This is a genomic window from Mycobacterium sp. TY815, assembly GCF_030755135.1.
Classification (GTDB): Bacteria; Actinomycetota; Actinomycetes; order Mycobacteriales; family Mycobacteriaceae; genus Mycobacterium.
On sequence record NZ_JAUFRX010000002.1, the window covers coordinates 1,340,418 to 1,354,379 of the forward strand.

Annotated in this window: 13 protein-coding genes; 2 read left to right on the plus strand and 11 right to left on the minus strand. The window is 67.5% G+C overall.

The features are described 5' to 3' along the window. Positions 1-3: 3 nt before the first annotated feature. The 3 genes from QXK92_RS25670 to QXK92_RS25680 are packed head-to-tail and all read right to left on the minus strand — an operon-like array spanning position 4 to position 2,521. Positions 4-771 (minus strand): glucose 1-dehydrogenase, encoded by a 768-nt coding sequence (locus tag QXK92_RS25670; RefSeq protein ID WP_306246296.1) that lies wholly within the window; start codon positions 769-771, stop codon positions 4-6. Next, positions 771-1,568, minus strand: coding sequence for an SDR family oxidoreductase (locus QXK92_RS25675; protein ID WP_306246298.1), 798 nt, complete (start codon positions 1,566-1,568; stop codon positions 771-773). The genes QXK92_RS25670 and QXK92_RS25675 overlap by 1 nt, the downstream gene beginning before the upstream one ends. Next, entirely contained in the window at positions 1,565-2,521 is a 957-nt protein-coding gene (locus QXK92_RS25680) for an alpha/beta hydrolase (RefSeq protein ID WP_306246300.1), read from the minus strand. Before QXK92_RS25680 ends, QXK92_RS25675 begins: the two co-directional genes overlap by 4 nt. A gap of 120 nt (positions 2,522-2,641) precedes the next feature. Here QXK92_RS25680 and QXK92_RS25685 point away from each other — a divergent pair, with 120 nt between their 5' ends. Beyond that, a complete protein-coding gene (locus QXK92_RS25685; protein WP_306246302.1) occupies positions 2,642-4,045 on the plus strand; it encodes a wax ester/triacylglycerol synthase family O-acyltransferase in 1,404 nt (467 codons plus the stop codon). A gap of 21 nt (positions 4,046-4,066) precedes the next feature. On the opposite strand, the gene QXK92_RS25690 is transcribed toward QXK92_RS25685, so the two are convergent. From QXK92_RS25690 to QXK92_RS25725, 8 genes are read right to left on the minus strand one after another with little or no spacing between them, the layout of a single operon-like run. Then, positions 4,067-4,888 carry an alpha/beta fold hydrolase gene (locus tag QXK92_RS25690; protein ID WP_306246305.1) on the minus strand — a complete coding sequence of 274 codons (822 nt, stop codon included), beginning with the start codon at positions 4,886-4,888 and terminating at the stop codon, positions 4,067-4,069. Beyond that, a complete protein-coding gene (locus QXK92_RS25695; RefSeq protein WP_306246307.1) occupies positions 4,885-5,874 on the minus strand; it encodes a cyclase family protein in 990 nt (329 codons plus the stop codon). The genes QXK92_RS25690 and QXK92_RS25695 overlap by 4 nt, the downstream gene beginning before the upstream one ends. Beyond that, positions 5,874-6,686, minus strand: coding sequence for a coniferyl-alcohol dehydrogenase (locus tag QXK92_RS25700; protein ID WP_306246309.1), 813 nt, complete (start codon positions 6,684-6,686; stop codon positions 5,874-5,876). Before QXK92_RS25700 ends, QXK92_RS25695 begins: the two co-directional genes overlap by 1 nt. A gap of 20 nt (positions 6,687-6,706) precedes the next feature. After that, the gene (locus tag QXK92_RS25705) at positions 6,707-8,011 is read right to left on the minus strand and encodes an LLM class flavin-dependent oxidoreductase (protein ID WP_306246311.1); all 1,305 of its coding nucleotides are present in this window, start codon (positions 8,009-8,011) and stop codon (positions 6,707-6,709) included. Between the two features lie 2 nt (positions 8,012-8,013). Next, a complete protein-coding gene (locus QXK92_RS25710; protein ID WP_306246313.1) occupies positions 8,014-9,738 on the minus strand; it encodes an FAD-binding protein in 1,725 nt (574 codons plus the stop codon). Further along, the gene (locus QXK92_RS25715) at positions 9,738-10,655 is read right to left on the minus strand and encodes a 3-carboxyethylcatechol 2,3-dioxygenase (RefSeq protein WP_306246315.1); all 918 of its coding nucleotides are present in this window, start codon (positions 10,653-10,655) and stop codon (positions 9,738-9,740) included. Before QXK92_RS25715 ends, QXK92_RS25710 begins: the two co-directional genes overlap by 1 nt. Further along, positions 10,603-12,315 carry a bifunctional 3-(3-hydroxy-phenyl)propionate/3-hydroxycinnamic acid hydroxylase gene (locus QXK92_RS25720; RefSeq protein ID WP_306246317.1) on the minus strand — a complete coding sequence of 571 codons (1,713 nt, stop codon included), beginning with the start codon at positions 12,313-12,315 and terminating at the stop codon, positions 10,603-10,605. The genes QXK92_RS25715 and QXK92_RS25720 overlap by 53 nt, the downstream gene beginning before the upstream one ends. After that, positions 12,315-13,178, minus strand: coding sequence for an alpha/beta fold hydrolase (locus tag QXK92_RS25725; RefSeq protein WP_306246319.1), 864 nt, complete (start codon positions 13,176-13,178; stop codon positions 12,315-12,317). The genes QXK92_RS25720 and QXK92_RS25725 overlap by 1 nt, the downstream gene beginning before the upstream one ends. 115 nt (positions 13,179-13,293) lie before the next feature. Between QXK92_RS25725 and QXK92_RS25730 the strand changes: the two genes are divergently transcribed. After that, on the plus strand, positions 13,294-13,959 hold the full coding sequence (locus QXK92_RS25730; protein WP_306246321.1) for an IclR family transcriptional regulator: 666 nt from the start codon (positions 13,294-13,296) through the stop codon (positions 13,957-13,959). Positions 13,960-13,962 lie beyond the last annotated feature (3 nt).

Here is a 13,962-nt window from a genome sequence, read left to right on the forward strand (position 1 = left end):
TGTTCATGGTGTGGGTGTCGGGATTCTGCCTGCGCTGGCGCCGCCGTCGACGGCGAAATCGGCTCCGGTGATGTAGGACGACGCGTCGGAAGCGAGAAATGCCGCTACCCGTGCGACTTCCTCGGGCGCACCCATGCGGCCCAGTGGGGCTCCGGGATGACCTCCCGGTCCGCGCTGCACGTCGAGATGGCCGATCATGGGGGTATCGATCATGCCCGGGTAGACCGTGTTGACCCGAATTCCGCATGGGCCCAACTCGATCGCGGCAACCTTGGTCAACCCGCGCAGTCCCCACTTGGACGATCCGTAGGCACCGTAGCCCGCCAACCCCTGCAACGCGGCCTGAGACGATATATTGACGATCGATCCGCCCCCAGCCGCCTTCATCGGTTCGATGACCGCCTGTATTCCCAGGAACGGACCGACCAGGTTGGTGCGCAGCAACCGCTCGAATTCGTCGACAGGCTGGTCCGCGATGGGCCGGTTGACACAGGCGGCCGCGTTATTGACCAGCACGTGGACCCCGCCGAACTCCCCCGTTGCCACATCGACTGCCGTGTGCCAGTTTTCGGCACTGCCCACATCGTGCCGCACGAAGCGCGCAGCGGGGCCGATCGAAGCGGCGAGGTCGCGGCCCTCGGCTTCGAGAATGTCGGTGAGAACGATCCGCGCCCCCAACATCGCGAACAGCCGGGCTTCCGCGGCACCCTGGCCCCGTGCGGCGCCGGTGATGATCGCGACCCGGCCTGAGAGATCCACCAAGGGTTCCATCAGTCGGCGCTCATGTCGATCCCGGCAAGCATGGCCGCACTCATCCGCCGCGGCAGCTCGGTGAGGAACGCCGACGCCGCGATGCGCCGCGGCAGTGTCACGTACCGCCGTCCACCCTCGATCGCGTCGGCGATCGCCACGGCTACGACTTCGGGTTCCAGGTCCTCGCGGGGCAGCATGTGCAGCCGCTGGGATCGTTCGATGGCCCGGCGGGCCGGCCCGAATCTCCGGATGCCGTCCAGCATCTCCGTTTTCACAGCGCCGATCTGGACCAGTGTCGTCCCGACCGGTGTGCCACGCAGCTCCTGTCTGATACCGGCGGTGAAGTGACTGAGGCCGGCCTTGGATGTCGCATACACGGTGACGCCGGGGCTGACGCTCACCGCGCCCATCGACGAGACGTTGACGATGTGTCCCCGGCCGCGCGCCACCATCCGCGGCATCAATTGGCGGCAGAGCTCCATCGGCGCTAACAGGTTGACCTGCAACAGGTCTCGCATCTCCTGCGCCGACGTGTCGGGCAGCAGCCGGACGCAGTCCAGGCCGGCATTGTTGACCAGCACGTCCACCGGGCCGTCGGCCTCCACCCGATCGGCCAGGGCGCCGACGGCTTCCGGGTCGCAGAGGTCGGTGGGATATGCCCTGCCGCCCAGCTCCTTGGCCAGCAGCGTCAAGGCTTCACCGTCGCGAGCCACCAGCGCCACGTCGGCGCCGCGGCGGGCGAGTACCTCGGCAACGCTGCGGCCCAGCCCCCGACTGGCTCCGGTGATCAGTGCGCGGGTGTTGTTGAGCCTCATGAGCACTCCTTCTGGCGGTCCAGGATGTCGCGTACTGCCAGGCACGCGTCCGCGTTGGCTTGCTCCGCGGCCGGGATGTCGTCTGCCAGGTTGAAGAAGCCGTGGAACATGCCCGGGTAAACCTCGACCGTGGCGGCCACGCCCGCGGCGCGCAACCGGCGCCCATACTCGTCGTTGTCGTCGCGGTGCGGGTCGAGTTCACCGGTGACGATATGCGCCGGGGGCAGTCCGCCCAGGTCGGCGAGAATCGGTGACACCCGCACATCGGCCGGGTCGCCGCCGAGCCCCAGGTACTGCGCGGTGAACCAGCGCATGTGCTCGAGGGTCAGCACACCCGCCGCCGACCGCTGTTGTGCGGCAGACGGCTTGCGGCGCTGGTCGACGACCGGGTAGATCAACAGCTGCGATGCGATGGCCGGGCCGCCGCGATCGCGGGCCAGCATGCACACCACGGTGGCCAGGTTGCCGCCCGCGCTGTCACCAGCGACCACCAGGCGCTGCGGGTCGCCACCGAGCTCGCCGCCGTGCGCCGCCACCCACCGGGTTGCGGCGAACGCGTCGTCGAGCGCCGCGGGGAAAGGGTGCTCGGGGGCCAGGCGGTAGCCGACCGACACGACGATCACGCCCGCGCCGTTGGCGAGCCGGCGACAACACGCGTCATGCGAGTCCAGGTCGCAAACGACGAATCCCCCGCCGTGCAGATACACCATCAGCGGAATTCCGGGGGCGTCAGTCGGATAGTAGATGCGCACCGGGATCTCGCCGCGACCGTCCGGACCGGGGATGGTCCGGTTCGTTATCCGCGCGACCGGAATATGCCGGCGTGGCTTACGGCTGGCCCGCAGGCTCTCCCGCACCTCGACGGGATCGGCGCCGCCGCCGCGAAAGGAGCCGAATGCCGCGGACATACGCTGTGCCAGTTCGACTCTCGTGTCGTCGGTGGCGGCATTCACGCTCCGCACTGTATGGACGCCGCCGACTCCGTGGGTGTACACCTCCCGCTCTCCGGGAGAGCGGGCGCCCGGACCCCGGTCGAGGGGGTTGGCTGTCGGCAGCTGAATGGAGGTGACCGGATGCGCCGTCTGACCGGGGTCGACAACTTATTTCTCAAACAGGAACGCCGCACCCAGCCGCAGCACACCATCAAGGCCGTGGTGCTCGGCCCTGCGCCGGCGGGTGAGTCGCTGAGCTTCGAAGCGGTGCGTTCGGCCGTCCCGGCGCTGGTCGCCCGAATCGCCCCGCTGAGATGGCAGCTGATGAAGCCGACCTGGGGCCGGCCCTGGTGGATCGAGCGTCCGCCCGTCGATCTTGACTATCACGTCAAACGGGCCTGCGTGCCGGCGCCCGGCGGCGACCGGGAGCTGTCGGCTCGGATCAACGAGATCAATGCAGGCGCCCTGGACCGTGGCCGGCCCGTGTGGCAGCTGTGGTACCTCGACGGCCTGGCCGACGGCCGAATTGCTTTGGTGCTCAAGCTTCACCACGCGGTGGCCGACGGCATGGCTGCGCTGCGCCTGCTCGAGTGCATCTTCAGCTCCGATCCTGCCGCGCCGCTACCGACCACTACCGCCATACCGTCCGACGAACCACGGCCCAACGCACTCGCTTGGTATCGGACGGTTTTGGCGCATCAGGGTCAGGCCGCGGCGCGGTTTCCCGGCGTGCTGAAGCGGTCGGCGCGCACCGTGCAGACGGTGCGGGCCCGCCACCGCGCCGGTCGCCCCGGCTTCGCCGCCGCGTTCGCCGCGCCGCCGGCTCCATTCAACGCACCGTTCACCGCTGGGCGCGAGTTCGCCTACATCACTTGTGATCTCGCCACGATCAAGGCGATCAGAAGCGCCTTCGGAGTCACGGTGAACGATGTCTATCTTGCAGCGTGCAGCGGCGCGGTCAGGTACTATCTGGAACGACGCGGCGCCTTGACCAGCCAGCCACTGTCCGCCGTCGTGCCGGTGGCGATCAGACCACCCGGCGGGGAGACGGACTGGGGTAATCAGGTAACCACCTGGTACGCCTCGCTGGCCACCGACGAGGCCGACCCCGTCGAGCGCCTTCGGCTTATCTCGGCGAACACCAAGGCGGCACGTGCGGTGCACGACGAGCGAGACCTGTGGCTGTTCGGTGACTGGATGGAGTACTGGCCACTGTTCTGGTTCTATGGCCGGGCTCTGCCGATTGTCGGGGCGGCCACCACCAAGCGGCCGACCTACAGCCTGATCGCCTCCAATGTCCCGGGCCCCACGAAGCGCCTGTATTTCGGCGGGGCCCCCGTCGAAAAGTTGATCTCGGTGGGCCCGATCGTCTATCCCTACGGCCTGAACTTCACCGGCTGGAGCTACGGCGACGAGATGACCGTCGGCATGCAGGCATGCAGTGACCACATCCCCGACATCTGGGAGATCGCCGACGGCTTCGCCGGGGCGCTGCACGAATTGGCCGAAGCCAGAGCAGCTCTCGAGCCGACCGGGGCGGGCTGATTCAGGCCGCCGCGCTGGGCACTACCGCCCGAAGAAGTCCAGCAGCAGCTCGTTGACGACCGCCGCCTGCTCGATCTGTGGGCAGTGCCCGGCGCCGTCGACCACCACCGACCGGGCGCCGTCGATCCGTTCAGCGATCCGTGCCGCCCACCCGGGCGGCAGCAGTTTGTCGCCGCGCCCCTCGACGACCAGCGTCGGCACCCGTATCCGCTCGTATGGCCGGGTACTCGACGGTGCCGCGGGCGCGGCGGCGTTGGGGCGGCGGAAACGGGCCGCTGCCACCGCCTCCCACGCCCCGGGCGCGGTACTCGACGCGAAGCGGCGCCAGACGTAATCCTCGTCGGCCGGGTACGCGGGGTCATAGAACAGCGCTTCGACGATGTTGCGCATCGCGGGCAGCGTCGCGTCGTAGTGCTGCAGAGCGTCGAAGTGGTGATTCTGCTGGATCTCCCCACCGCCGCAGATGATCGCCATGCTGCGCACCGGCAGCACCGGCGCCTCCGACGTCGCGTCGACGAGCAAATTGATGGCGCCCATGGAGTTTCCGGCGAAGTGCGCCGACTGGACTCCCAGCACCTCACAGAACCGTGCCACGTGCCGGATCCGCATGGCCCGGCTGTTGACGAAATCGATGACTTTTGCCGACTCACCGAAGCCGAGCTGGTCCGGCGCGAGCACCCGGAAGCGCGCTGCGAGCGGCCCGATATTGCGTTCCCAGGCCAGCTCCGCACTGGCCCCGAATTCACCGCCGTGCAGCAGCACGACCGGGTCACCGTCGCCGGCCTCGAGGTAGCTGGTTGCCAGACCGTCGATCTCGACGCTTCGGCGGTGTAGCTCCCTCACTTGATCGCGATCGGGTTCACCGGGGATCCGACCGCGCCGGTGAATCGCAGTGGCGGTGCGATGAGCTGGAACTCGTAGACGCCGTCGGCAGCACAGTCTTCGGCCAGCGCGGTGAGATCCCAATACTCGCCGAGCATCATCCCCATGTCGCGCAGGCACAGCAGATGGAACGGCAGGAACAATCCGTCGACACCGGACACCGGGTCCTCCACCTGAAGGTTGTCGGCGGCCACCGCGGCGACTTCGTGGTCGTGTAGCCACTGGGCACAACGCCAGTCCAGGCCGGAGTACGGCTCGATCTTGTCACCGGTCATCAGAAACCTTGTCCACCAACCCGTTCGGATCAGGACGATGTCGCCCCTCTCGATCCGCACGCCCTGCGCGCGGGCCACGTCGTCCAGTTCCGCCGGCATGATCGGGTTTCCGTGTTCCAGAAACACTTCCGCCCCGCGGTGGCGCACCAGGTCCAGCAGCACACCGCGGGAGGTGATGCCCTTGACGTCGACCTTGTCGATGCCGCAGTGAAACGCGCCCAGGCTGGTTACCGAATCCGCCGGGAAGCCGTTGTAGAGCTGGTCCTCGTAGTACACGTGGGACAGGGCGTCCCACTGGGTGGCGGCCTGCAACGGCATGATGACCATGTCGTCGTTGAAGCGGAACGGACTGTCGGTCACATAGCTGCTCAGTTGCGCGGCGGTCGGATTCTTGTCCCACCCGGGTCCGTACTGTGTCAGCGAGTTCGCGTCACCGCCGTCCACCGTCATCACGTGAATGGGGTTGTGCCGGAAGCCGAAAGCGCCCTGCGGACCCGACGAACCGAAGTCGACGCCGAGCGGGAACACGTTGCCGTGCCGGACCAGGCCGGCTGCCTGCCGGACCTTCTCCGGGGTGATGAAGTTCAGGGTGCCGAGTTCGTCATCCGGGCCCCACCTGCCCCAGTTGCTCAGATCCTTGGCGACCCGCCGGAAGTCGGTCATGTCGGCCATCAAGCCTGTCCTTCCTGCAATTCGGCGGCGATGGTGGCGCCCACATTGCCGCCGTCCACCCAGACGACCTGGCCCGAGATATAGCTGGCGGCACGGCTGTTCAGGAACAGCAGCACCGCCGCCTGTTCGGCTGGGTCGCTGACCCGCCCCAGCGGCTTGGCGATGTCGTCCAGCAACGCCGGATCGTATGCGGCACGCAGCTGCTCGAGGATGGGGGTTTCGGTGACCCCGGGCCCGGTGCAGTTGATCCGGATGCCACGCTTGCCCAGTTCGACCGCGCTGCCCATGGTGTAGAGAATGATCGCTTCCTTGGACAACTCGTAGCCCTTACCCAACGTCTCGGGGTGGCTTTCACACCAGCTCACGCCCTCGGGCATCGTCGCGGTACGCAGCAGCGGTGCGACCTGCTGCCCGTGCTCCCGGTAGGCCGCCGCCGCCAGCGAGGACACGCTCACAATCGACGAGCCGTCGGGCATCGACGGAATCAGTGCCTCGGTGAGGTGGCGCAGCCCCAGGAAGTTGATCGTCACCACCAGCAGCGGGTCACCGATCCCCGAGGACACACCTGCCACGTTGAACAGCGCGTCGACCGGGCCGGCGATGCCGGCCACGGCCTGGTCGATCGATGCCGGATCCGACAGATCGACCTCGTGAAAGTCGTTGACTCCCGGGGCGGGTGAGCGGTCGAGGCCGGTCACGTGCGCACCGAGTTCGCGCAGCTGCCGCGCCACCTGTGCGCCGATGCCCGACGCGCACCCGGTCACCACGGCACGACGACCGTCGTAGCGCCACAGCTCCTCGATTCGCGCCAACGGTCAGCCGACCTTCGGTGTCACTTGGCCTGTTGCTCCTTCAACCGCTGCGCTGCCTGGACCCGGCCCTCGTTGATCTCGGCCATGGCCTCGGGGATCTCGCTGGCGGTGAATTTACCGCCGCGCCCGGTCGGCAGGCCACCGAACGAGTAGTTTTCGTCGAACGGCGGAATCGTCGACTCGGGCCGGCGCGCCTCCACTTTCTCGATCACCGGAGCCAGTCTGGCGGCCTTCTCGGCGACCGCCCTCTCGTCACGTTCGATGAACTCGGGCAGCACCTCCTTGCCCATCAGCTCAATGGATTCCATGGTGCCCTCATGACTGCGCGGGTTGAGCAGCAGGATGATCTCGTCGACGCCGCTCTCCTCGTAGCCACGCAGGAACTCCCGCACGGTGGACGGTGAGCCGATCGCGCCGCGGCCGGGACCGTACGCGAGTGTCGGGTCCTTATCGACCTCTTCGAGATAGCGTTCCCAAACGCCGGTACGGCCCGGTGTGTGCACACCGGTCATGTAGTAGTGCATGATGCCGAACGAGAAGAAGCCGCCGCCCTTTCCGAGCCGCTGCAGAGCCAGCTCGTCGGTTTTGGCCACCATCATCGACAGGTCACCACCGATGGCCAGGATGTTCGGATTGATCCGCGGGGTCACCGGGACGCCGTTCTCTTCCAATTCCTTGTAGTAGCCGTTCACGCGCTCGGTGAGCGGGCCGGGGCCGGTGTAGGCGAAACTCAGTGCGCCGATGCACTTCTGGGCCGCCATCTGGACGCTGGCCGGTCGCGTGCAGGCCACCCATACCGGCGGGTGCGGCTGCTGCAGCGGCTTGGGGATGACGTTGCGGGCCGGCATCTCGATGTGCTGGCCTTTGAAGCCGGTGAACGGTTCTTCGACCATGCAGCGGATCGAGACCTCCAGGGCTTCCTCCCATTGCGCCCGCTTGTCGGCCGGGTCGATGTTGAAGCCGCCGAGTTCACCGACGGAGGAGGACTCACCGGTGCCGAATTCGACTCGGCCATTGGAGATCAGGTCCAGGGTGGCGATGCGTTCGGCGACCCGGGCCGGGTGGTTCACGGCGGGCGGCAGGTGCATGATGCCGAAGCCCAGCCGGATGTTCTCGGTGCGCTGACTGGCCGCGGCCAGGAACATCTCCGGCGCGGTGGAGTGGCAGTACTCCTCGAGGAAGTGATGCTCGGTCAGCCAGACGGTGGAAAAGCCGGCCTTATCGGCCGCCTCGACCTCGTCGAGGCAGTCCTGCAGCATCTGCCGCTCGTCGTCGGGAACCCAGGGCCGCGGCAAGGCGAACTCGTAGAACAGCGAGATCTTCATGACTACCTCCTATGAGAATTAAGGGTCTGTGCTGCAAGATGTTTGGCCGCGACGAAGCCGAAGGTCATGGCGGGCCCGATGGTCGCCCCCGCACCGGCGTAGCTGCGGCCCATGACCGGCGCCGAGGTGTTGCCTACCGCGTAGAGCCCCGCCACCACCGTGTCGTCGGGACGCAGCACTCGGGCGAACTCGTCGGTGCGTAGGCCCCCGGAGGTGCCGAGGTCGCCGGGCACGATGCGGAACGCGTAGTACGGCGGGCCGCCCAGCGGATACAGGTTGGGGTTGGGCAGGGTGGGGTCGCCGTAGTAATTGTCGTAGACACTGTCGCCGCGGTTGAAGTCGTCGTCGTGTCCGGCGCGGGCGAGTTCGTTGAACCGGTCTGCGGTGGACCGCAATTGGGCCGCCGGCACCTCGATCTTGGCCGCGAGTTCCTCCCAGCTGGATCCAGCTTTGACGACACCGGACTCCAGCCATGCCTTCGGAACCTTGCGTCCGGTGGGCACCGGCGCCCCGGGAATTTTCGGTATCGGCAGGTGCCCGCCGACGACATAACGGTTGAAGGAGCGGTGATCGGTGATGAGCCAGCACGGGATGTGCGTGACACCGGACTTGTGGCCCTCGATCATGGCGTGACCGAAGTCCATGTACGGCGCCGCTTCGTTGATGAAACGCTTGCCGTCGCCGTTGACGATGAACTGCGCGGGCATCATCCGCTCGTTGAGCATGAATTGCATTCGCCCGTCCGGCCATTGGATGGCGGGAAACCACCACGCTTCGTCGAGCAGGTCCGCGGCGGCGCCGACTTTCCGCCCGGCCCGGATACCGTCACCCATGGCTGCCGGGTTGCCGAAGCTCCAATCCTGCTCCACCACCGGTTGATGCTCTTTGCGCCAGGCCATGTCGTGGTCGAAGCCGCCGGAGGCCAGGATCACCCCGCGGCGCGCCCCGATCAGATGCCGGCTGCCGCCGCGGCGCACCGACGCGCCGATGACCGACCCGTCAGCGTCGGTGACCAGGTCACACATCGGCGTGTCCAGCCACAGCGGGATATCGCGCTGCGTCATCGCCAGCCGTAGTCGCGCGGCCAGGGACTGCCCAATGGCAGCGATTCGTTCGCCGAACACCCGGGCCCGCACCATCCGCGAAATCAGCTTCACCAGAACGGCTTTGCCTGCCCATGACTGCCTGATCCGGTAGAAGGAACGCAACTCCTTGGGTCCCAGCCATATCCCCTTGGGGGCCAGCGCCAGCGGCTGCAGCAGCGTGGGCTCGTCGTCGCCGAGTTCTCTCAGGTCGATCGGCGGCACGTTGATGGTGCTGCCGAGTTCGGAGCCACCCGGCAGTTCCGGGTAGTAGTCGGCATAGCCCGGCTTCCAGACGAATTCGAGCCAGGGGCTGAGTCCTTCTAGGAACTCGAGCATCTGCGGTGCCGATTCGACGTACTGCCGGATCCGTGCCTCGCTCACCAGGCCCTCGGTGATCTGTTGCAGATAGCGGACCGTCGCCTCCGGTGACGGCGCGTAGCCGGCCCGCCGCTGCGCGGGCGCACCGGGCACCCAGATGCCGCCGCCCGACAGGGCGGTGGAACCACCAAACTGGGGCGACTTCTCGATGACCAGGGCATCGAGACCGCAGGACGCCGCGGTCAGTGCGGCCGTCATGCCGCCTGCCCCGGAACCGACGATCAGCACGTCCACCACGCTGTCGAAGTTTTCGAACGAGGTCATCAGGCCGCCACCGCCGTCCGGATGGCGAAGCCGGCGATCAGGTCTGGAGCCTGTCGGTAATACCGGACCGTGGTGCGGTACCGGCCCGCCGTCGCCAGGGCCGCGAATGCCGCTATCCAGGTGCGGATTTCATGCGCGGAGCTGCCCCCTTCACGGGTCACGGACGCGTTCGACCACTGATCGAGCTCGTCCAGGTGCCCGCTGTCGAGGATGTCGAGGAAACGCTGGTCCCAGGCGGGGTTGAGCGGCTGCAGATCTCCGGCACCGCCGGCGAAGCTCCTGGCCGCCTCGATCACCTGGGCCTGCCGGGCCTGGCGCTGTTCGGTGGTCATGGGTTGGCCGTGCACGATCCGTTGCATCTGGGCCGGTGCGGCGTTCGCCAGAGTCGGTACCGGGGGGCTGTGGGACAGCCCACCCGACCCGAGCACCAGCACCCGCTGATCCAGGGTGGCCAGGAAACTGCCGACGGCGGCACCCAGTGCCCGGCAACGATGCAGGGGGCCCAGCGGCTCCGCGACAGCGTTGACGAAGACCGGAATGACGGGTCGGGCAGTGGCACAACCGAAGAGCTTCTCCAGCGGCTGGACGGTGCCGTGATCGACATCCATCCCGGCCGACACCGCAATGTCGACGCCGGCATCGAGCACCGCCGTCGCGCACTGGCCTGCGGCGCCCTCCGCGACGGGCAGCGGGCCCGCGTAGGTGCCGTAGTCACCGACGGCATCGGCCCGCAATCCGATACAGAACGGCGGCATCACCTTGTAGAAGAAGCCGTTGTAGTGGTCCGGGGCGAAGACGACGACCAGTTCGGGGTCGAAGGCGGTGACGAAGTCTCGGGCCTTGGTGATCGCGGCGTCGACGTCGTCAAGCAGATCCTGCGGCGGCCCCGGTAGATTCAGCAGCGGGCTGTGGGACATACAGCAAAGAGCCAGTGGCACTGTCCGATTCACCCCCTCCCGGCGTCAGGGACAGGGCGTCGATCAGCGCGGTGCTCAATTCGGGCGATCGCTGGGCGATGCACGCCCCGGCGATGCACCGGTCGGGACGCAGGAACACCACCGACTCTTCGTGATCGTCGAACCAGGCTTTGAGGTGGCCGGCGCGGTCCCCGACGACCACCACGTCGGGGTCGTCCTGGCCGGTCCAGCTCAACTGCGTCGACGGGCGCAGCGCAACGAAATGTGCCCCCAGCGCTTTCCAGTCGTGAAAGGCGCGCTCGCCGAGGATCTTGCGCGGGTTGTTGTTCCAGCACAGCACGGCGAACCAGCTGCCGAGCACATCATCGAGCAGCACGTCGCGCCGGGTGCGGGTGTCGACCCGGGGCTGAATGAACAGCGTGCCGGTCGGCGAGCCCGGCCGCGGTGCCGCGCCGGCCGGGTGAGCCACCGCGCCGTGCTCGTAGCGGGGCATCGGCTTGAACCTCATCTCCAGCACATACCGCTTGAGGGACGGCACAATTGAGGCTGAACGGATGACCGCATCGCGTGCTCTGGCGACCCGGCGGTTGGTCGGCGAGATGACCTTGCCCACCATGGTGGACAGGTCGATCATCGACCGGGCATGCTTGCGCCGTTCCATGTCGTAGGTGTCCAGCAGCGCATCAGCGGCCCGGCCCCGCACTACCGCGGCCAGCTTCCACCCGAGATTGGCGGCGTCGCGGATGCCGCTGTTGTAGCCCTGCCCCTGCCAGACCGGCATCAGATGTGCCGCGTCCCCCGCCAGCATCATCCGGCCATTGCGGAAAGCACCGGCGATCCGCGAGTGGTGGGTGTAGACGCGGCGGCGGATGACCTCGACGCGTTCCGGATAGGGCACCATGCGCGCCAGCATCTGCCGCAGGAACGCCGGGTCTTCGGCCTGCTCGTCGGTCTCGTCGGCGTGAATCATGAACTCGAAGCGGCGAATTCCGTGTGCAATGGAGATCGAGGCATACGGTCGTTCCGGGTCGGCGCCGACCTCGCTGTTCGGGTGACCCAGCGGGTCGTTGGCGATGTCGACCACCAGCCACCTGGTCGGCGACGTGGTTCCGTCGAAGGAAACGCCCATCATGCTGCGGGTGATGCTGCGCCCCCCGTCGCAGCCGACGACGTACCGTGCCCGCACCATCGACGGATGCTCGCCGTCGAGTTGGGCGCACACCACGTCGTCGTCTTGGCTGCAGATCACCAGCGGGCTGTTCCACCGCACCTCGACATGGTCGAATCGGTCCAGCCCGCGCAGCAGTTCGGCGTCCACCAGCGGCTGCACGAACCCGTTGCGCTTGGGCCAGCCGAATCGCGAGTCCGGCGGCGCCATCTCGGCGAGCACCCGGCGCTTGGCGTCGTAGAACCGCAGGATCTGGTTGGGGACGGTGTGCGGCAGGACCTGGTCCACCAGCCCGATGGACTGAAAGGTGCGCAGGCCCTCGTCATCCAGCCCCACCCCGCGGGGATAGTCGATCAGGCTCGAGCGTTCCTCGGCCACCAACGTCCGGACCCCCTGCAGGCCAAGGATATTCGCCAGCGTCAGTCCGACCGGTCCGGCACCGACGACGAGTACGTCATATTGCTGCGGCCCTTGGCCGTCATGCCCGCCCATCAGCGGCCCAGCAGGAATTCGAGGTGGAGGCGGTTGAACGTCTTGGCGTCCTCGTACTGGGGCCAGTGACCGCAACCCGCCATCACCTCGAAGCGGGCACCGGGGATCATCGACGCCATGCGGCGCCCCTCGGGCACGTCGGCGGTGGGATCATCGCTGGTCCACAGCACCAGCGTGGGCGCGGAGATGGCGCCGTAGTCGGTCGGCCCCAACAGGTTTCGGGCCCGGATCTCCGGGTCCTGCAGCGCCATGATGTCGCGCATCGCCGATACGAAGCCGGGCTGCCGGTAGATGCGTTGCCGGCTGGCGACCAAGTCGTCGTAATCCTTCGACTTGTCCGCCATCAGCCATTTGATCCGTGCCTGCACGGTCTCCCAGGTCGGGTCCTCGGCAGCGGCCATGGACAGCGTGATGATCCGCTTCATTACCACCGGGTCGGCCTGCGAGCCACCCGCGGTGTTGAGCACCAGCCGGTCGATGACGTCCGGGTGGTCGATGGCCGCGCGGGCGGCCACCCAGCCGCCCAGAGACTCGCCGCTCAGATGGATGCGGTCGGCCCCGATCGTGCGCACCACCGCCATCAGGTGGTCGACGTAGTGGCCGACCTCCAGCGGATGTCCCGGCTTGTCGGTGTACCCGTGGCCCAGCATGTCGATCGACCAGGTCCAGAAGTGCTCGGCGTGCGCGGCCAGGTTGCGGATGTAGGCCTCCGCGTGCCCGCCGGAACCGTGCAACAGGATCAGCACCGGCCGGTCCGGCTCGCCCGCCCGCAGATAGCGGGTCCGCACGCCGTCGGCGTCCAGGTAGCCCTGCGAGAAAGCGACTCCCTGCAGATCGCTCCACACGCTTTCGAACTCGGTCACGATTCCTTCCGGCGGAAATACGGTTCTCGTTTTTGACACATTATGTGTGCTAATATCGCACATTGATGTGCGTTATATATAGAGCTTGGCTCTCGCCGGATGGTCTGTCAAGACCATGACGGGTTCCCAGACGCTGGCCAGAGGCCTGACGGCGCTGCAACTCGTGGCGGCCTCCCCGACCGGGCTGACCATGCAGGAAGTCGCCGACCAGGTCGGAGTGCACCGCACCATCGCCTACCGGTTGCTGGCCACCCTGGTGGAGTTCCGGCTGGTCTCCAAGGGCGACGACGGCCGCTTCCGGCCGGCCGCGGGCCTGGCGACCCTGGGCGCGTCTTTCGACCACAACGTGCGACAACTCTGCCTGCCGACGCTGCGCTCGCTGGCAGACAAACTGGGCACCACGGTGTCGCTGTTGGTCGCCGAAGGCGACGAGCAGGTGGCAATCGCGGTGATCGTGCCGACGCAGGTCGCCTATCAGCTCGCGTTCCACGAGGGCAGCCGCTACCCGCTGGACCGCGGCGCGGCCGGGATCGCGCTGCTGGCGAGCATGCCGCCGCGGCCGGGTGAGCGGGCCCTGGTGACCGAGGCACGCCAGCGCGGGTGGGTCACCACCCACGGTGAGATCGAGCCGAACACCTACGGGCTTGCGGTGCCGGTCCGCCGTCCGGTGCCGGCGCCGCCGACGTGCATCAATCTGATCTCCCACCGCGAGGACGTGGTGATGCGCGGCAAGGACGCGGTCGTCAGCGCCGCGGGGCAAATGTCCGCGCTGCTGAGCTGAGAG

Excerpts from the sequence above, each read along its gene's own strand:
- QXK92_RS25670 (WP_306246296.1), bottom strand. The coding sequence starts at position 771 with ATGGAACCCTTGGTGGATCTCTCAGGCCGGGTCGCGATCATCACCGGC.
- QXK92_RS25675 (WP_306246298.1), bottom strand. The coding sequence starts at position 1,568 with ATGAGGCTCAACAACACCCGCGCACTGATCACCGGAGCCAGTCGGGGG.
- QXK92_RS25685 (WP_306246302.1), top strand. The coding sequence starts at position 2,642 with ATGCGCCGTCTGACCGGGGTCGACAACTTATTTCTCAAACAGGAACGC.
- QXK92_RS25695 (WP_306246307.1), bottom strand. The coding sequence starts at position 5,874 with ATGGCCGACATGACCGACTTCCGGCGGGTCGCCAAGGATCTGAGCAAC.
- QXK92_RS25705 (WP_306246311.1), bottom strand. The coding sequence starts at position 8,011 with ATGAAGATCTCGCTGTTCTACGAGTTCGCCTTGCCGCGGCCCTGGGTT.
- QXK92_RS25710 (WP_306246313.1), bottom strand. The coding sequence starts at position 9,738 with ATGACCTCGTTCGAAAACTTCGACAGCGTGGTGGACGTGCTGATCGTC.
- QXK92_RS25715 (WP_306246315.1), bottom strand. The coding sequence starts at position 10,655 with ATGTCCCACAGCCCGCTGCTGAATCTACCGGGGCCGCCGCAGGATCTG.
- QXK92_RS25720 (WP_306246317.1), bottom strand. The coding sequence starts at position 12,315 with ATGGGCGGGCATGACGGCCAAGGGCCGCAGCAATATGACGTACTCGTC.
- QXK92_RS25730 (WP_306246321.1), top strand. The coding sequence starts at position 13,294 with ATGACGGGTTCCCAGACGCTGGCCAGAGGCCTGACGGCGCTGCAACTC.